At 57.6% G+C, this 16,552-nt stretch carries 29 protein-coding genes; all 29 read left to right on the top strand.

From position 1 onward, the window contains the following. Nucleotides 1-11 precede the first annotated feature (11 nt). The 29 genes from rpsJ to katG all read left to right on the top strand — a co-directional run bounded on the left by rpsJ (nucleotide 12) and on the right by katG (nucleotide 16,477). Nucleotides 12-323, top strand: a complete 312-nt coding sequence (gene rpsJ, locus N5C28_RS21020; protein ID WP_213641498.1) for a 30S ribosomal protein S10 — start codon at nucleotides 12-14, stop codon at nucleotides 321-323. Between the two features lie 83 nt (nucleotides 324-406). Beyond that, nucleotides 407-1,042: a 50S ribosomal protein L3 gene (rplC, locus tag N5C28_RS21025; RefSeq protein ID WP_279825253.1), complete on the top strand. Its 636-nt coding sequence runs from the start codon at nucleotides 407-409 to the stop codon at nucleotides 1,040-1,042. Nucleotides 1,043-1,054: 12 nt separating this feature from the next. Beyond that, a complete protein-coding gene (gene rplD, locus N5C28_RS21030; protein WP_279825255.1) occupies nucleotides 1,055-1,657 on the top strand; it encodes a 50S ribosomal protein L4 in 603 nt (200 codons plus the stop codon). After that, a complete protein-coding gene (rplW, locus tag N5C28_RS21035; protein WP_279825256.1) occupies nucleotides 1,654-1,953 on the top strand; it encodes a 50S ribosomal protein L23 in 300 nt (99 codons plus the stop codon). The genes rplD and rplW overlap by 4 nt, the downstream gene beginning before the upstream one ends. Before the next feature lie 14 nt (nucleotides 1,954-1,967). Further along, nucleotides 1,968-2,792: a 50S ribosomal protein L2 gene (rplB, locus tag N5C28_RS21040; protein ID WP_279825257.1), complete on the top strand. Its 825-nt coding sequence runs from the start codon at nucleotides 1,968-1,970 to the stop codon at nucleotides 2,790-2,792. Nucleotides 2,793-2,808: 16 nt separating this feature from the next. Then, entirely contained in the window at nucleotides 2,809-3,084 is a 276-nt protein-coding gene (gene rpsS, locus N5C28_RS21045; protein WP_002555486.1) for a 30S ribosomal protein S19, read from the top strand. 11 nt (nucleotides 3,085-3,095) lie between these two features. Beyond that, nucleotides 3,096-3,428 (top strand): 50S ribosomal protein L22, encoded by a 333-nt coding sequence (gene rplV, locus N5C28_RS21050; protein WP_003103908.1) that lies wholly within the window; start codon nucleotides 3,096-3,098, stop codon nucleotides 3,426-3,428. A 13-nt stretch (nucleotides 3,429-3,441) separates the two neighbouring features. Continuing rightward, entirely contained in the window at nucleotides 3,442-4,128 is a 687-nt protein-coding gene (rpsC, locus tag N5C28_RS21055; protein ID WP_010486985.1) for a 30S ribosomal protein S3, read from the top strand. A 12-nt stretch (nucleotides 4,129-4,140) separates the two neighbouring features. Continuing rightward, nucleotides 4,141-4,554, top strand: coding sequence for a 50S ribosomal protein L16 (gene rplP / locus N5C28_RS21060; protein ID WP_003243901.1), 414 nt, complete (start codon nucleotides 4,141-4,143; stop codon nucleotides 4,552-4,554). Continuing rightward, the gene (rpmC, locus tag N5C28_RS21065; RefSeq protein ID WP_002555481.1) at nucleotides 4,554-4,745 is read left to right on the top strand and encodes a 50S ribosomal protein L29; all 192 of its coding nucleotides are present in this window, start codon (nucleotides 4,554-4,556) and stop codon (nucleotides 4,743-4,745) included. Before rplP ends, rpmC begins: the two co-directional genes overlap by 1 nt. Before the next feature lie 2 nt (nucleotides 4,746-4,747). Beyond that, nucleotides 4,748-5,014, top strand: coding sequence for a 30S ribosomal protein S17 (rpsQ, locus tag N5C28_RS21070; protein WP_031303185.1), 267 nt, complete (start codon nucleotides 4,748-4,750; stop codon nucleotides 5,012-5,014). Nucleotides 5,015-5,037: 23 nt separating this feature from the next. Continuing rightward, nucleotides 5,038-5,406: a 50S ribosomal protein L14 gene (rplN, locus tag N5C28_RS21075; RefSeq protein WP_002555479.1), complete on the top strand. Its 369-nt coding sequence runs from the start codon at nucleotides 5,038-5,040 to the stop codon at nucleotides 5,404-5,406. A gap of 11 nt (nucleotides 5,407-5,417) precedes the next feature. Further along, the gene (rplX, locus tag N5C28_RS21080; RefSeq protein ID WP_131175042.1) at nucleotides 5,418-5,732 is read left to right on the top strand and encodes a 50S ribosomal protein L24; all 315 of its coding nucleotides are present in this window, start codon (nucleotides 5,418-5,420) and stop codon (nucleotides 5,730-5,732) included. A gap of 20 nt (nucleotides 5,733-5,752) precedes the next feature. After that, nucleotides 5,753-6,292 (top strand): 50S ribosomal protein L5, encoded by a 540-nt coding sequence (gene rplE, locus N5C28_RS21085; RefSeq protein WP_279825263.1) that lies wholly within the window; start codon nucleotides 5,753-5,755, stop codon nucleotides 6,290-6,292. A 13-nt stretch (nucleotides 6,293-6,305) separates the two neighbouring features. Next, nucleotides 6,306-6,611, top strand: coding sequence for a 30S ribosomal protein S14 (gene rpsN, locus N5C28_RS21090; RefSeq protein ID WP_279825264.1), 306 nt, complete (start codon nucleotides 6,306-6,308; stop codon nucleotides 6,609-6,611). Nucleotides 6,612-6,792: 181 nt separating this feature from the next. Further along, on the top strand, nucleotides 6,793-7,185 hold the full coding sequence (gene rpsH / locus N5C28_RS21095) for a 30S ribosomal protein S8 (RefSeq protein ID WP_013789766.1): 393 nt from the start codon (nucleotides 6,793-6,795) through the stop codon (nucleotides 7,183-7,185). A 12-nt stretch (nucleotides 7,186-7,197) separates the two neighbouring features. Continuing rightward, nucleotides 7,198-7,731 (top strand): 50S ribosomal protein L6, encoded by a 534-nt coding sequence (gene rplF, locus N5C28_RS21100; protein WP_279825266.1) that lies wholly within the window; start codon nucleotides 7,198-7,200, stop codon nucleotides 7,729-7,731. A gap of 11 nt (nucleotides 7,732-7,742) precedes the next feature. Further along, nucleotides 7,743-8,093, top strand: a complete 351-nt coding sequence (gene rplR, locus N5C28_RS21105; protein ID WP_279825268.1) for a 50S ribosomal protein L18 — start codon at nucleotides 7,743-7,745, stop codon at nucleotides 8,091-8,093. A 3-nt stretch (nucleotides 8,094-8,096) separates the two neighbouring features. Further along, nucleotides 8,097-8,597: a 30S ribosomal protein S5 gene (gene rpsE / locus N5C28_RS21110; protein WP_131175038.1), complete on the top strand. Its 501-nt coding sequence runs from the start codon at nucleotides 8,097-8,099 to the stop codon at nucleotides 8,595-8,597. 2 nt (nucleotides 8,598-8,599) lie between these two features. Further along, complete coding sequence (gene rpmD / locus N5C28_RS21115; RefSeq protein ID WP_013789769.1) at nucleotides 8,600-8,779, top strand: 50S ribosomal protein L30; 180 nt, start codon at nucleotides 8,600-8,602, stop codon at nucleotides 8,777-8,779. A 3-nt stretch (nucleotides 8,780-8,782) separates the two neighbouring features. Further along, nucleotides 8,783-9,217, top strand: a complete 435-nt coding sequence (rplO, locus tag N5C28_RS21120) for a 50S ribosomal protein L15 (RefSeq protein WP_013789770.1) — start codon at nucleotides 8,783-8,785, stop codon at nucleotides 9,215-9,217. Beyond that, a complete protein-coding gene (secY, locus tag N5C28_RS21125) occupies nucleotides 9,218-10,546 on the top strand; it encodes a preprotein translocase subunit SecY (protein WP_279825269.1) in 1,329 nt (442 codons plus the stop codon). Nucleotides 10,547-10,574: 28 nt separating this feature from the next. Further along, nucleotides 10,575-10,691 carry a 50S ribosomal protein L36 gene (gene rpmJ, locus N5C28_RS21130; RefSeq protein ID WP_002555468.1) on the top strand — a complete coding sequence of 39 codons (117 nt, stop codon included), beginning with the start codon at nucleotides 10,575-10,577 and terminating at the stop codon, nucleotides 10,689-10,691. 133 nt (nucleotides 10,692-10,824) lie between these two features. Next, nucleotides 10,825-11,181 (top strand): 30S ribosomal protein S13, encoded by a 357-nt coding sequence (gene rpsM / locus N5C28_RS21135; RefSeq protein ID WP_010487012.1) that lies wholly within the window; start codon nucleotides 10,825-10,827, stop codon nucleotides 11,179-11,181. A 30-nt stretch (nucleotides 11,182-11,211) separates the two neighbouring features. Further along, the gene (gene rpsK, locus N5C28_RS21140; protein WP_262184412.1) at nucleotides 11,212-11,601 is read left to right on the top strand and encodes a 30S ribosomal protein S11; all 390 of its coding nucleotides are present in this window, start codon (nucleotides 11,212-11,214) and stop codon (nucleotides 11,599-11,601) included. 17 nt (nucleotides 11,602-11,618) lie between these two features. Next, nucleotides 11,619-12,239 carry a 30S ribosomal protein S4 gene (gene rpsD / locus N5C28_RS21145; RefSeq protein WP_279825271.1) on the top strand — a complete coding sequence of 207 codons (621 nt, stop codon included), beginning with the start codon at nucleotides 11,619-11,621 and terminating at the stop codon, nucleotides 12,237-12,239. Nucleotides 12,240-12,261: 22 nt separating this feature from the next. Then, complete coding sequence (gene rpoA, locus N5C28_RS21150) at nucleotides 12,262-13,263, top strand: DNA-directed RNA polymerase subunit alpha (protein WP_279825272.1); 1,002 nt, start codon at nucleotides 12,262-12,264, stop codon at nucleotides 13,261-13,263. Nucleotides 13,264-13,307: 44 nt separating this feature from the next. Beyond that, nucleotides 13,308-13,694, top strand: coding sequence for a 50S ribosomal protein L17 (gene rplQ / locus N5C28_RS21155; RefSeq protein WP_042552930.1), 387 nt, complete (start codon nucleotides 13,308-13,310; stop codon nucleotides 13,692-13,694). A 587-nt stretch (nucleotides 13,695-14,281) separates the two neighbouring features. After that, entirely contained in the window at nucleotides 14,282-16,477 is a 2,196-nt protein-coding gene (katG, locus tag N5C28_RS21160; protein WP_279825273.1) for a catalase/peroxidase HPI, read from the top strand. The last annotated feature ends 75 nt before the right edge of the window (nucleotides 16,478-16,552 follow it).

Consider the following 16,552-nt stretch of genomic DNA (forward strand, 5'->3'; position numbering starts at 1 on the left):
CTGAGGTCAAAATGCAAAACCAACAAATCCGTATTCGGTTGAAGGCTTTTGACCATCGCCTGATCGATCAATCTACCCAGGAAATCGTGGAAACCGCGAAACGTACTGGTGCTCAGGTGCGTGGTCCGATTCCTCTGCCTACTCGCAAAGAGCGGTACACCGTACTGACTTCTCCGCACGTCAACAAAGACGCGCGCGATCAGTATGAAATTCGTACCCACAAGCGTGTTCTGGACATCGTCCAGCCAACGGATAAAACCGTTGACGCGCTGATGAAGCTCGATCTTGCGGCTGGCGTGGAAGTGCAGATCAGCCTCGGCTAAAACCTTGGGGTTTTAGTCGTGTAACGCTCTGAAATGGGCGGCCATAGCGGGTGAAAGCCCCGTACACTCATGAGGTTTACAACATGACTATTGGTGTAGTCGGTCGTAAATGCGGTATGACCCGTATTTTCACCGAAGAAGGTGTCTCCATTCCGGTCACGGTCATTGAGATCGAGCCGAATCGCGTCACCCAGTTCAAAACTGAAGAGTCCGATGGCTATCGTGCAGTGCAAGTCACTGTTGGTGAGCGTCGTGCCTCTCGTGTCAGCAAGGCTCAGGCCGGTCACTTCGCCAAGGCGAACGTCGCGGCAGGTCGTACTGTCATGGAATTCCGCCTTGAAGAAGGCGAGTACCAGGCTGGCGATCTGATCAACGCTGAAATTTTCCAAGCTGGTCAACTGGTGGATGTCACCGGTCAGTCCAAAGGTAAAGGCTTCGCCGGTACCATCAAGCGTTGGAATTTCCGCGGCCAAGACAACACTCACGGTAACTCCGTGTCCCACCGTGTTCCGGGTTCCATTGGCCAGTGCCAGACTCCGGGTCGCGTTTTCAAGGGCAAGAAAATGTCCGGTCACATGGGTGCTGAGCGTGTGACTGTGCAGTCCCTGGAAATTGTGCGCGTCGACGCTGAACGCAACCTGCTCCTGGTCAAGGGCGCTGTTCCTGGCGCGACTGGCGGCAACCTGGTTGTGCGTCCGGCAGCCAAGGCTCGCGGTTAAGGGGAAGCTGACATGCAATTAAATGTAAATGGCGCTCAAGCGATCGAAGTTTCTGATGCGACTTTCGGTGGCGATTTCAACGAGACCCTGGTTCACCAAGCAGTTGTGGCCTACATGGCCGGCGGCCGTCAGGGCAGCAAGCAGCAGAAGACCCGTTCCGACGTGTCCGGTGGCGGTAAGCGCCCGTGGCGTCAGAAGGGTACTGGTCGCGCGCGTGCTGGTACCTCCCGTGGTCCGATCTGGCGTGGCGGTGGTGTGACTTTCGCGGCCCGTCCGCAGAATCACGACCAGAAGCTGAATAAGAAGATGTATCGCGCTGCGATCCGTTCGATTCTTGCTGAGCTGGTTCGCACTGATCGCCTGGTTGTGGTCGAGGACTTCACCGTTGAAGCTCCGAAAACCAAAGAACTGCTGGGCAAGCTGAACGGCATGGGTCTGAACGACGTTCTGATCGTGTCTGATGCTGTCGATCAAAATCTGTACCTGGCTGCTCGCAACCTGCCGCATGTCGATGTTCGTGACGTGCAGGGTTCCGATCCGGTCAGTCTGATCGCGTACGAAAAGGTGCTGGTCACCGTTTCTGCCGTGAAGAAATTCGAGGAGCTGCTGGGATGAACCAGGAACGCGTATTCAAAGTGCTGCTTGGCCCGCACATCTCCGAGAAGGCCACGGTTCTTGCTGACAAGAAAAGTCAGTTCGTTTTCAAGGTTGCAACCGATGCAACCAAGCTGGAAATCAAGAAGGCCGTTGAAAGCCTGTTCAGCGTGAAGGTTCAGCGTGTGACTACTCAGAATGTTCTGGGTAAGACCAAGCGTACCGCTCGCGGCCTGGGCAAGCGCAACGACTGGAAGAAGGCGATCATCTCCCTTCAGCCAGGCCAAGATCTCGATTTCGCCAGCAGTGCTGAGTAAGGAAGGGGTGCATCATGGCAATCGTTAAGTGCAAACCGACTTCCGCTGGCCGCCGTTTTGTGGTCAAGGTGGTCAATCAGGAGCTGCACAAAGGCGCTCCTTACGCTCCGCTGCTCGAGAAGAAGTCGAAGTCCGGCGGTCGTAACAACAATGGTCGTATCACCACCCGTCATATCGGTGGTGGCCACAAGCAGCATTACCGTCTGGTCGACTTCCGTCGCAACGACAAAGATGGCATCCCTGCCACTGTCGAGCGTATCGAATACGATCCGAACCGTACCGCGCACATCGCTCTGCTGATGTACGCAGACGGCGAGCGTCGCTACATCATCGCCCCTAAAGGCGTGAGTGCTGGCGATCAGCTGGTTGCTGGTTCGATGGCTCCGATCAAGGCCGGTAACAGCCTGCAGCTGCGCAACATCCCTGTTGGTTCGACCGTTCACGGTATCGAGCTGAAGCCGGGTAAAGGTGCTCAGATCGCTCGTTCCGCTGGTGCTTCGGCTCAGCTGATCGCTCGCGAAGGTGTCTACGTCACCCTGCGTCTGCGTTCCGGTGAAATGCGTAAAGTGCTGGCCGAGTGCCGTGCGACTCTGGGCGAAGTCTCGAACTCCGAGCACAGCCTGCGTTCGCTGGGTAAAGCCGGTGCCAAACGCTGGCGTGGCGTTCGCCCGACCGTTCGTGGTGTTGCCATGAACCCGGTCGACCACCCACACGGTGGTGGTGAAGGTCGTACCTCTGGTGGTCGTCATCCGGTGTCTCCATGGGGCTTCCCGACTAAGGGCGCGAAGACTCGTGGTAACAAACGCACCGATAACATGATCGTCCGTCGTCGCAAGTAAATAGAGGGATACGACAGTGCCACGTTCTCTGAAAAAAGGTCCTTTTATTGATCTTCACCTACTGAAGAAGATCGAAGTGGCGGCGGAAAAGAACGATCGCAAGCCGGTGAAAACCTGGTCGCGCCGTTCGATGATCCTGCCGCAGATGGTCGGTCTGACCATCGCTGTACATAACGGTCGTCAACATGTCCCGGTTCTCGTGAACGAAGACATGGTCGGTCACAAACTGGGCGAGTTCGCCGGTACCCGCACTTATCGTGGGCACGTGGCTGACAAGAAAGCCAAGCGTTAAGGGGTAAGGAAATGGAAGTAGCCGCTAAGTTGTCGGGCGCTCGAATCTCCGCCCAGAAAGCCCGCTTGGTCGCCGACCAAATCCGCGGGAAGAAGGTGGGCGAAGCGCTCAACCTGCTGGCTTTCAGCAGTAAGAAAGCCGCGGAAATCATGAAGAAGGTGCTGGAGTCGGCTGTGGCCAACGCCGAGCACAACGAAGGCGCAGACGTTGATGACCTGAAGGTCAGCACCGTTTTCGTCAACGAAGGGCGTTCGCTGAAGCGCATCATGCCGCGTGCCAAAGGCCGCGCTGATCGCATCGTCAAGCGGTCTTGCCATATCACTGTCAAGGTTGCGGACAAGTAACGGAGTCGATCAGATGGGTCAGAAAGTACATCCCATTGGCATTCGCCTGGGAATCGTCAAGGAGCACACCTCCGTCTGGTACGCAGACGGTCGGACTTATGCGGACTACCTGTTCGCTGATCTGAAGGTGCGTGAGTATCTCCAAGACAAACTAAAAAGCGCGTCCGTAAGCCGTATCGACATTGCTCGTCCGGCTCAAACCGCACGCATCACCATCCACACCGCCCGTCCAGGTATCGTGATTGGCAAGAAAGGTGAAGATGTTGAGAAGCTGCGTCAGGACCTGACCAAGCAAATGGGTGTGCCGGTGCACATCAATATCGAAGAGATCCGCAAGCCGGAGCTCGACGGTATGCTGGTTGCGCAGAGCGTAGCTCAGCAGCTGGAGCGTCGTGTGATGTTCCGTCGCGCCATGAAGCGCGCTGTACAGAACGCCATGCGTATTGGTGCCAAGGGCATCAAAATTCAAGTGAGCGGTCGTCTCGGCGGTGCTGAAATCGCACGTACCGAATGGTATCGCGAAGGTCGTGTGCCTCTGCACACCCTGCGTGCCGATATCGACTATGCCACGTACGAAGCGCACACCACCTACGGTGTGATCGGTGTCAAGGTTTGGATCTTCAAAGGCGAAGTTATTGGTGGTCGCCATGAAGAGCTGAAGCCGCAGGCGCCCGCTCCTCGTAAAAAAGCTGCCAAGTAAGGGGTACGCCAAATGTTGCAACCAAAGCGTACGAAGTTCCGTAAGCAGATGACCGGCCACAACCGTGGCTTGGCTCAGCGCGGTAGCAAAGTCAGCTTCGGCGAGTTCGCGCTGAAGTCTGTTGCCCGCGGTCGTCTCACCGCCCGCCAGATCGAGTCCGCTCGTCGTGCTCTGACTCGTCACGTTAAACGTGGCGGGAAGATCTGGATTCGCGTGTTCCCTGACAAGCCGGTAACCAAGAAGCCTCTCGAAGTGCGGATGGGTAAAGGTAAGGGTGGCGTTGAATATTGGGTTGCCCAGATTCAGCCAGGCAAAGTCCTGTATGAAATCGAAGGCGTTTCCGAAGAGCTGGCGCGTGAGGCTTTCGCCCTGGCTGCTGCAAAGCTGCCGCTCGCCACCACCTTTGTTAAGCGGACGGTGATGTGATGAAAGCGAATGAACTTCGTGAAAAATCAGCACAGCAGCTGAACGAGCAACTGCTCGGCCTGCTGCGCGACCAGTTCAATCTGCGCATGCAGAAAGCAACTGGCCAGTTGGGGCAGTCTCACCTGCTCTCGCAAGTTAAGCGCGACATCGCTCGTGTGAAAACTGTGCTCAACCAGCAGGCAGGTAAGTGATCATGGCTGAAGCCGAAAAAACAGTCCGTACGCTGACCGGCCGTGTTGTCAGCGACAAGATGGACAAGACCATCACCGTATTGATCGAGCGTCGCGTCAAGCACCCGATCTACGGCAAATATGTCAAGCGTTCGACCAAGCTGCACGCGCACGACGAAAACAACCAGTGCCACATCGGCGACAAGGTTTCCATCCGTGAAACCCGTCCGCTGGCCAAGACCAAGTCTTGGGCCCTGGTTGAAGTTCTCGAACGCGCAGTGGAAGTCTAAGGGCTAAGGGTCGGAGAAATTATATGATTCAGACTCAATCCATGCTCGATGTGGCCGACAACAGTGGTGCACGCCGCGTCATGTGCATCAAGGTGCTGGGTGGCTCGCATCGCCGCTACGCTGGCATCGGCGACATCATCAAGGTCACCGTCAAGGAAGCAATTCCGCGCGGCAAAGTGAAGAAAGGTCAGGTCATGACCGCAGTGGTCGTTCGTACCCGTCACGGCGTTCGCCGTGCCGATGGTTCGATCATCCGCTTCGACGGCAACGCTGCTGTTCTGCTGAACAACAAGCAAGAGCCGATCGGTACCCGTATCTTCGGGCCAGTGACCCGTGAACTTCGTACTGAGAAGTTCATGAAGATCGTCTCGCTCGCCCCAGAAGTGCTTTAAGGAGATCCGACATGCAAAAGATTCGTCGTGACGACGAGATCATCGTGATCGCCGGCAAAGACAAAGGTAAGCGCGGTAAGGTGCTCAAGGTTCTCGCTGACGACCGTCTGGTCGTCGGTGGCATCAACCTGGTGAAGCGTCATACCAAGCCGAACCCGATGTCGGGCGTTCAGGGCGGTATCGTTGAGAAAGAAGCGCCTCTGCACGCTTCTAACGTGGCCATTTTCAATGGCGAAACCAACAAGGCTGACCGCGTTGGTTTCAAAATCGAAGACGGTAAAAAAATTCGTGTCTTCAAGTCGACCCAAAAAGCGGTTGATGCTTGAACACTGCTAGGTAGAAGACCATGGCACGACTGAAAGAGATTTATCGGAAAGAAATCGCGCCGAAGCTTAAGGAAGAACTTAAGCTCGCCAACGTGATGGAAGTTCCGCGCATCACCAAGATCACCCTGAACATGGGCCTGGGCGAAGCGATCGGTGACAAGAAAGTCATCGAGAACGCTGTTGCCGACCTGGAAAAGATCACCGGTCAGAAAGTCGTTGTGACTCATGCCCGTAAGTCGATTGCAGGCTTCAAGGTTCGTGAGGGCTGGCCGATCGGCGTCAAGGTAACCCTGCGCCGCGATCGTATGTACGAGTTCCTGGATCGTCTGCTGTCCATCTCCCTGCCGCGCGTGCGTGACTTCCGCGGCCTGAATGCCAAGTCCTTCGATGGCCGTGGCAACTACAGCATGGGCGTTAAAGAGCAGATCATCTTCCCGGAAATCGATTACGACAAGATCGATGCCCTGCGTGGTCTGGATATCACCCTGACTACCACTGCCCGTACGGATGACGAAGGCCGCGCTCTGCTGCGTGCTTTCAAATTCCCGTTCCGCAACTGATTGGAGTTGGATCATGGCTAAAACGAGCATGAAAAACCGCGAGCTGAAGCGTCAGCAAACGGTAGCCAAGTACGCCAAGAAGCGTGCCGAGCTGAAAGCTACCATCGCCAGCCCGAACACCAGTCCGGAAGCGCGTTGGGAAGCACAAGTCGCACTGCAGAAGCAGCCGCGTGACGCCAGCGCCTCGCGCCTGCGCAACCGCTGCCGCGTTACTGGTCGTCCGCACGGCGTATTCCGCAAGTTCGGTCTGTCCCGTATCAAGCTGCGCGAAGCTGCAATGCGTGGTGATGTACCAGGTCTGGTGAAAGCCAGCTGGTAAAAACAGAGCCGGCCTAGTGCCGGCTTTGTCTTTGTGTGAATCAAGCCCCTTTGGGGCTTGATTCATTTTTGAGCAGTCTCTAGAATGTCCGGCTCGCCTGAGCCTGGCTTAAATGCGCCCGGCGTTTTGGTGACTCTTTAGCCGCAAGGCTAATTCTTTTTGTATCAGGAGCGTCTAGCCCATGAGTATGCAGGACCCGTTAGCGGACATGCTAACTCGTATCCGTAATGCCCAGATGGCTGAAAAGTCCGTCGTAAGCATGCCGTCTTCCACGCTGAAGGTGGCTGTAGCCAAAGTTCTGAAAGACGAAGGTTATATTGCGGGTTATCAGATCAGCGGCGAAGCAAAGCCGCAGCTGTCCATCGAGCTGAAGTACTTCGAAGGCCGTCCGGTCATCGAGGAAGTCAAGCGCGTCAGCCGTCCAGGCCTTCGCCAGTACAAATCCGTCGATGATCTGCCAAAAGTTCGTGGCGGTCTCGGTGTCTCCATCGTCTCCACCAACAAGGGTGTGATGACGGACCGCGCTGCGCGCGCTGCCGGTGTCGGCGGCGAAGTGCTTTGCACTGTGTTCTAAGGGGGGATAAGCATGTCTCGCGTTGCTAAGAACCCCGTCAAGCTGCCTGCTGGTGTTGAGATCAAACTCGCCGGCCAGCAGCTTTCGGTAAAGGGTGCCAAGGGCACTCTGGAACTGAACGTTCACTCGTCCGTTGAAGTCCTGCAGGAAGCCGGTGAACTGCGTTTCGCTGCTCGCAATGGCGACCAGCAGACCCGTGCGATGGCCGGTACCACCCGTGCTCTGGTCAACAACATGGTCATCGGTGTCAGCCAAGGTTTCGAGCGTAAGCTGCAACTGGTTGGCGTGGGTTACAAGGCCCAGGCTAAAGGCCAGGTGCTGAACCTCGCGTTGGGCTTCTCCCACCCGATCGACTACGAACTGCCGGAAGGCGTTGTGGCCGAAACCCCGAACCAGACCGAGATCCTGATCAAGGGTGTCGACAAGCAACTGGTTGGTCAGGTCGCTGCGGAGATTCGTGACTTCCGTCGTCCTGAACCTTACAAGGGCAAAGGTGTTCGTTACGCTGACGAAGTCGTCCGCCGTAAAGAAGCCAAGAAGAAGTAAGGGGCTAGGAAATGACCGACAAAAAAGTTACTCGTCTGCGTCGCGCTCGCAAAGCACGCCTGAAAATGCACGAACTCGAAGTCGTGCGTCTCTGCGTGTATCGCTCTTCGCAGCACATCTACGCCCAGGTCATCTCGGCCGACGGCAGCAAGGTTCTGGCCAGCGCCTCTACCTTGGACAAAGCACTGCGTGATGGCGCCACTGGCAACGTCGACGCGGCCAAGAAAGTTGGTGAGCTGGTTGCCGAGCGCGCGAAAGCCGCTGGTGTGACCCAGGTTGCATTCGACCGTTCTGGCTTCAAGTACCACGGCCGCGTCAAGGCGCTGGCTGATGCTGCTCGTGAAGGCGGGCTGGAGTTCTAAGTTATGGCAAATAACGACCAAAAGCGCGACGAAGGCTATATCGAGAAGCTGGTACAGGTTAACCGCGTTGCCAAGACCGTTAAGGGTGGCCGTATCTTCACTTTCACCGCGTTGACCGTGGTGGGTGATGGTAAGGGTCGCGTCGGTTTCGGCCGTGGCAAATCCCGTGAAGTGCCTGCTGCCATCCAGAAAGCGATGGAAGCCGCTCGTCGCAACATGATCCAGGTGGATCTGAACGGCACCACTCTGCAATACGCAATGAAGTCTGCCCATGGCGCCTCCAAGGTGTTCATGCAGCCTGCTTCGGAAGGTACCGGTATCATCGCCGGCGGCGCCATGCGTGCCGTGCTGGAAGTGGCTGGTGTGCAGAACGTTCTGGCCAAGTGCTACGGCTCGACCAACCCTGTGAACGTGGTTCATGCCACTTTCAAAGGTCTGAAGGCTATGCAGTCTCCGGATTCCGTTGCGGCCAAGCGTGGCAAGAGCGTCGAGGAGATTCTCTAACCATGGCTAATACCGTCAAAGTGACTCTGATCAAGAGCACCAATGGCCGTCTGGCCAATCATAAAGCCTGCGTCAAGGGTCTCGGCCTGCGTCGCATCAATCACACCGTCGAAGTTCTGGATACTCCGGAAAACCGCGGCATGATCAACAAGGCTTACTACCTGCTGCGCGTGGAGGGTTAATCCATGTACCTGAACGATTTGAGTCCTGCGCCGGGTTCCCGTCGCGAGAAGCACCGTCCGGGCCGTGGTATCGGTAGCGGTTTGGGCAAGACCGGTGGCCGCGGCCACAAGGGTCAGACCTCCCGTTCCGGTGGCACCATCGCTCCGGGTTTCGAAGGCGGCCAGCAGCCTCTGCACCGCCGTCTGCCCAAGTTCGGTTTCGTATCCCTGAAAGCTATGGATCGCGCAGAAGTGCGTACTTCCGAGCTGAACAAGATCGAAGGCGACGTAGTTACTCTGCAGGCGCTGAAGGATGCCAACCTGATTAATCAAAACGTACAGCGTGTGAAAGTCATGCTGTCCGGTGAGATTACTCGCGCGGTCACCCTTAAAGGTATCGCCGCCACCAAAGGTGCGCGCGCGGCTATCGAAGCAGCTGGCGGTAAGTTCGAGGAATAAATGGCTAAGCAAGGTGCTCTCTCAGCGCTCAGCAACGGCGGGTTATCCGAGCTCTGGGCTCGTCTGCGCTTCCTGTTCATGGCGATTATCGTCTATCGGATCGGTGCGCATATCCCAGTTCCAGGTATCAACCCGGATCGTCTGGCGGAACTGTTTCGACAGAACGAGGGGACCATTCTTAGCTTGTTCAACATGTTTTCCGGTGGTGCGCTGGAGCGCATGAGCATCTTCGCACTGGGGATCATGCCGTACATCTCGGCATCGATCATCATGCAGCTCATGACCGCTGTCAGCCCGCAGCTGGAGCAGTTGAAGAAGGAAGGTGAAGCTGGCCGTCGCAAGATCAGCCAGTACACCCGCTACGGCACTCTTGTCCTGGCGTTCGTTCAGGCCATCGGCATGTCCGTGGGCCTGGCTAGCCAGGGCGTAGCGTTTTCGGTCGATTTCGGCTTCCACTTCGTCGCTGTCACCACCTTCGTGGCTGGCGCGATGTTCATGATGTGGCTGGGCGAGCAAATCACCGAGCGCGGTGTTGGCAACGGTATTTCGATGCTGATTTTTGCAGGCATCGTAGCCGGTCTGCCGTCGGCAATCGGGCAGTCTTTCGAGTCTGCTCGTCAGGGCGATATCAACATCTTCGCTCTGATTGCCATCGGTTTGCTGGCAGTAGCGATCATCGGTTTCGTGGTGTTCATCGAGCGTGGCCAGCGTCGTATCGCTGTGCATTACGCCAAGCGTCAGCAGGGCCGCAAGGTCTTCGCTGCGCAGACCAGCCACTTGCCGTTGAAGGTGAACATGGCGGGGGTTATCCCGGCTATTTTCGCTAGCAGCCTTCTGTTATTCCCGGCTTCGCTGGGTGCCTGGTTTGGTCAGTCTGAAGGTATGGGCTGGCTGCAGGATATTTCACAGGCTATCGCTCCTGGTCAGCCGTTGAACATTTTGCTGTTTAGTGCAGGGATCATTTTCTTCTGCTTCTTCTACACAGCGCTGATGTTCAACCCGAAAGACGTAGCGGAAAACCTGAAGAAGTCCGGTGCCTTTATTCCGGGTATCCGTCCCGGTGAGCAGTCCGCGCGCTATATCGATGGCGTGTTGACCCGCTTGACCATGTTCGGTGCTCTGTACATGACGGCCGTATGCTTGTTGCCCCAGTTCCTGGTGGTGGCGGCCAACGTACCGTTCTACCTTGGCGGGACCTCGTTGCTGATCGTGGTAGTGGTTGTGATGGACTTTATGTCGCAAGTACAATCGCACCTCGTTTCGCACCAGTACGAATCCCTGATGAAGAAAGCCAACCTGAAGGGCTACGGCGGCGGCATGCTCCGCTGATGTGTCCATAAGGTTCGAGGAGTTGGTGATGAAAGTTCGTGCATCGGTGAAAAAGCTGTGCCGTAACTGCAAGATTATTCGCCGTGAAGGTGTCGTGCGAGTAATTTGCAGCGCGGAACCGCGTCACAAGCAGCGCCAAGGCTGATTGTGGTTGAAGCGTTATAAGCCCGGCAGCTAGTGTGCTGCCGGGTTGATTATTTGTTTCTACAGCGTTAGTATCTCGCGCCCTATTTCTTGGCTTCCGGGGCGTAGGTAGCTGTCAATTGGAGTTCCACTGAATGGCCCGTATTGCAGGCGTTAACATTCCGGATAACAAGCACACTGTTATCTCGCTGACCTACATCTTCGGTGTCGGTCGCACCACTGCACAGAAAATCTGTGCTGCTACCGGTGTAAACCCGGCAGCAAAAATCAAGGATCTCTCTGACGAGCAGATCGAGCAGCTGCGTGGCGAAGTTGCCAAGGTCAACACCGAAGGTGACCTGCGCCGCGAAGTGAACATGAAAATCAAGCGTTTGATGGACCTGGGCTGCTACCGCGGTCTGCGTCATCGCCGTGGCCTTCCGGTCCGCGGTCAGCGCACCAAGACCAACGCCCGCACCCGTAAGGGCCCGCGCAAGCCGATCCGCAAGTAATCGCATTCGCGAATCGACAGGAATTTAGTCATGGCAAAACCTGCTGCTCGTACTCGTAAGAAAATCAAAAAGACGGTGGTTGATGGCATCGCCCACATCCACGCGTCGTTCAACAACACTATCGTGACCATCACTGACCGCCAGGGCAACGCCCTGTCCTGGGCTACCTCCGGTGGTTCGGGTTTCCGTGGTTCGCGCAAGAGCACCCCGTTCGCTGCCCAGGTGGCTGCTGAGCGTGCTGGTCAAGCTGCGCTGGAGTACGGTCTGAAGAACCTCGACGTGAACGTCAAGGGTCCAGGCCCGGGTCGTGAGTCCGCTGTCCGTGCATTGAACGGCTGCGGTTACAAGATCGCCAGCATCACCGATGTGACGCCAATCCCGCACAACGGGTGCCGTCCTTCGAAGAAGCGTCGCGTGTAATCAGGAGACAGTGAGAAATGGCTCGTTACATTGGTCCCAAATGCAAACTGTCTCGTCGTGAAGGCACCGATCTGTTCCTGAAGAGCGGCGTCCGCGCTCTGGAATCGAAGTGCAACATCGAAGCAGCCCCAGGTATCCACGGTCAGCGCCGTAGCCGTCAGTCCGACTACGGTACTCAGCTGCGTGAGAAGCAAAAAGTTCGTCGTATCTACGGCGTACTCGAGCGTCAGTTCAGCGGTTACTACAAGCAAGCAGCCAGCCAGAAGGGCGCCACCGGCGAAAACCTCCTGCAACTGCTCGAGTGCCGTCTGGATAACGTGGTGTATCGCATGGGCTTTGGCGCTACTCGTGCCGAATCCCGTCAGCTCGTTTCGCACAAAGCAATCAGCGTTAACGGCAAGACCGTAAACGTGCCGTCCTACCAGGTCAAAGCTGGTGACGTGGTTGCCGTTCGTGAGAAATCGAAGAATCAGCTGCGCATCGTTCAGGCTCTTGAACTGTGTGCCCAGCGTGGCCGCGTTGAATGGGTAGAAGTAGATATCGAGAAGAAGTCCGGCGTCTTCAAAAGCGTTCCGGCTCGTGGCGATCTCTCCGCTGACATCAACGAAAGCCTGATTGTCGAGCTCTACTCCAAGTAAGGGCTAGAAAATAGGTGCATCCATGCAGATTTCGGTAAATGAGTTCCTGACCCCCCGCCACATTGATGTGCAGGTGGTCAGTCCGACCCGCGCCAAGATCACTCTCGAGCCTCTCGAGCGTGGTTTCGGCCATACCCTGGGCAACGCGCTGCGTCGCATCCTGTTGTCCTCCATGCCTGGCTGTGCAGTAGTCGAGGCCGAGATTGACGGTGTACTCCATGAGTACAGCGCCATCGAAGGTGTTCAGGAAGACGTCATTGAAATCCTGCTCAACCTGAAAGGTCTGGCTGTCAAACTGCACGGTCGTGACGAAGTGACTCTGACTCTGGCGAAGAAGGGCTCGGGCGTAGTTACCGCTGCCGATATTCAGCTGGATCACGATGTCGAAATCGTCAACGGCGACCACGTAATCGCCAACCTGGCTTCCACTGGCGCGCTGAACATGAAGCTCACCGTAGCTCGTGGTCGCGGCTATGAGCCAGCAGACGCCCGTCAGAGCGACGAAGACGAAAGCCGCAGCATTGGTCGCTTGCAGCTGGATGCTTCGTTCAGCCCGGTCCGTCGTGTGTCCTACGTGGTGGAGAACGCCCGCGTCGAGCAGCGTACCAACCTGGACAAGCTGGTTATTGACCTGGAAACCAACGGTACCCTGGACCCTGAAGAGGCCATCCGTCGTGCCGCTACCATCCTGCAACAGCAGCTGGCAGCGTTCGTCGACCTCAAAGGTGACAGTGAGCCAGTGGTAATCGAGCAGGAAGACGAGATCGATCCGATCCTGCTGCGTCCGGTCGATGACCTGGAGCTGACCGTTCGTTCGGCCAACTGCCTCAAGGCAGAAAACATTTACTACATCGGCGACCTGATTCAGCGTACCGAAGTAGAACTGTTGAAAACGCCGAACCTGGGCAAGAAATCCCTGACCGAAATCAAGGATGTTCTGGCTTCTCGCGGTCTGTCCCTCGGTATGCGCCTCGACAACTGGCCGCCGGCAAGTCTGAAGAAAGACGATAAGGCGACTGCCTGATCGTCATCATCACCGAACGAACAAGTTTGGTAAGGAATTGAACCATGCGTCATCGTAAAAGTGGCCGTCACCTCAGCCGCACCAGCGCCCACCGCAAGGCCATGTTCCAGAACATGGCGGTTTCGCTGTTCGAGCACGAGCTGATCAAAACTACTCTGCCGAAAGCCAAAGAACTGCGTCGCGTTGCTGAGCCGCTGATCACTCTGGCTAAAGAAGACAGCGTTGCCAACCGTCGTCTGGCCTTCGACCGTACCCGTTCGAAAGCCATCGTCGGCAAGCTGTTCAACGACCTGGGCAAGCGCTACGCCACCCGTCAGGGCGGTTACCTGCGTATCCTCAAGTGCGGTTTCCGCGCTGGCGACAATGCTCCGATGGCTTATGTTGAGCTGGTCGACCGTCCGGTCGGCGGCGCAGTAGAAGCTGCTGAGTAAGTTGTAGGTTGCAAGAAAAACCGGGCTCTGGCCCGGTTTTTTGCTTTCTGGATTCTGCTTTCTGGCTCATGCCTCTGCGGCTCGCCTGTCAATCACTCGCACTGCCTATCCGTGGCGGTCACCGCCTCCCTTCCTTGTCGACTGCTTTCCGTAGCGCCTCGTACGCAGGTGCGACACCACACCGTCACGCCCTTTCCGGCCCCCGCGCTATCTGCGGCTGAAGGTCGATCTTCGAATGATCGCTGCTCGAGCCAATGGCGCGATTTCTGCCTGTCGATGAGAGATATTAACTATCGGTTCGTTTTGCTCAATAAATTGGTTCTGTCAAAGCGCCAGGACTACTCTTTTCCAGTCGCCCGCTCTAGCTGGCGGGGTCGAGCTGATAAGGAGAGAAGAATTTGAGCCTACGAACTGTTGAACAGTGCAGTAAAGGCAGTCCGGTCAACGATAAACAGTATGTCTTCACGGCCTGTTCAGGCCGGGTGCAACGAGCGGCCAATGACTAGCCGCCGCTGATTTTCGCTTGTCGGTGCCCGGTGCTGGAAAGCCTCGGGCGATAGGAAGTAAACGACCAAAGGTAGAGAGACATGACCACCGAAAGCAAATGCCCCTTTTCGGGCGGCGCGCCCAAGCGCTCCACTGGCCGCGGCACCACCAACCGGGAGTGGTGGCCTAACCAGCTGAATCTTAAACCCCTGCACCAGCAATCCTCCCTGTCCGATCCCATGGACAAAGACTTCAACTACGCCGAAGCGTTCAAGAGCCTCGACCTGGAGGCCCTCAAGAAAGACTTGCATGCACTCATGACCGACTCGCAGCCTTGGTGGCCTGCGGACTTCGGCCACTACGGCCCGCTGTTCATCCGCATGGCCTGGCACAGCGCGGGTACGTACCGTATCGGGGACGGCCGCGGGGGCGCCGGAACCGGCAACCAGCGTTTCGCACCGCTCAACAGCTGGCCCGATAACGTCAACCTGGACAAGGCGCGTCGCCTGCTGTGGCCGATCAAGCAGAAGTACGGTCGCAAGATCTCCTGGGCGGACCTGATGATCCTCACCGGTAACGTGGCGCTGGAGTCGATGGGCTTCAAGACGTTCGGCTTCGCCGGTGGCCGTGAAGACATCTGGGAGCCGGAAGAAGACATCTACTGGGGCGAGGAAAAGGTCTGGCTGGAGGACAAGCGTTACTCCGGCGAGCGTGACCTCGACAATCCGCTGGCGGCGGTGCAGATGGGCCTGATCTACGTCAACCCGGAAGGACCGAATGGCAACCCGGACCCGATCGCGGCGGCGCGGGACATCCGCGAAACCTTCGCGCGCATGGCCATGAACGACGAAGAGACCGTTGCGCTGATCGCCGGTGGCCATACCTTCGGCAAGACCCATGGTGCCGGCGATGCCGGTCTGGTTGGCAGCGATCCGGAGGCTTCCGGCATCGAGGAGCAGGGCCTGGGCTGGCGCAGCACCTTCGGCACCGGCATCGGTGGCGATACCATCGGCAGCGGCCTGGAAGTCACCTGGACCACCACCCCGACCAAGTGGAGCAACAACTTCTTCTGGAACCTGTTCGGCTATGAGTGGGAACTGACCAAGAGCCCGGCCGGCGCGCACCAGTGGCAGCCCAAGCACGGCGCCGGCAAAGGCACCGTGCCGGATGCCCACGACCCGGACAAGCGCAACACTCCGGCGATGCTGACGACCGACCTGTCCCTGCGTTTCGATCCAGCGTACGAGAAGATTTCCCGCCGTTTCATGGAAAACCCAGACCAGTTCGCCGATGCCTTCGCCCGCGCCTGGTTCAAGCTGACGCACCGCGACATGGGCCCGCGCGCCCGCTACCTCGGCCCGGATGTGCCGGCCGAAGAGCTGATCTGGCAAGACCCGATTCCGGCAGTCGACCATGTCCTGATCGATGAGCAGGATGCGGCCGCACTCAAGGGCCAGATCCTGGCGTCCGGTCTGTCGGTGTCCGAGCTGGTATCGACCGCCTGGGCATCCGCATCCACTTACCGCGGCTCCGATATGCGCGGTGGTGCGAACGGTGCGCGTATTCGCCTGGCGCCGCAGAAAGACTGGGCCGTCAACCAGCCGGAGCAGCTGGCCAAGGTGCTGCAGGTGCTGGAAGGCATCCAGGCGGCATTCAACGGTGCGCAGAGCGGCGGCAAGAAGGTATCCCTGGCCGACCTGATCGTCCTGGCCGGCAGTGCGGGTATCGAGCAGGCTGCGCGAAACGCGGGCCATGAGATCACCGTGCCGTTCGTCCCGGGCCGTATGGATGCGTCGCAGGAGCAGACCGACGTCGATTCCTTCACGCCGCTCGAGCCGGTTGCCGATGGCTTCCGCAACTTCCTCAAGGCCCGTTATTCGGTGTCGGCGGAGGAGTTGCTGATCGATCGCGCTCAGTTGCTGACGCTGACGGCGCCGGAGTTGACGGTACTGGTGGGTGGCCTGCGGATGCTCGGCACCAATGCCGACGGTTCGCAGCACGGCGTTTTCACCCAGCGCCCGGAAACCCTGACGAACGACTTCTTCATCAACCTGCTCAACATGAACACGGGATGGAAAGCGGTATCCGAAGGCTCCGAGGTGTACGAAGGGCGTGACCGTGTCACCGGTGAGGTGAAGTGGACCGGAACCCGGGCCGACCTGGTGTTCGGTTCCAACTCGCAACTTCGGGCCATCGCCGAGGTGTATGCGTCCGGGGATGCCGAAGAGAAGTTCATTCGCGACTTCGTGGCCGCCTGGACCAAGGTGATGAACCTCGATCGTTTCGACCTGGCCTGAAGGTGAATCTCGGGCGTGGGGCCAGCCTCGGCAGGCTCCACGCCCGACGCCTGCTGCGCCGAGCACAACGCCTCC

The sequence above is a fragment of the Pseudomonas sp. GD03944 genome (genome assembly GCF_029839275.1).
Lineage (GTDB): Bacteria > Pseudomonadota > Gammaproteobacteria > Pseudomonadales > Pseudomonadaceae > Aquipseudomonas.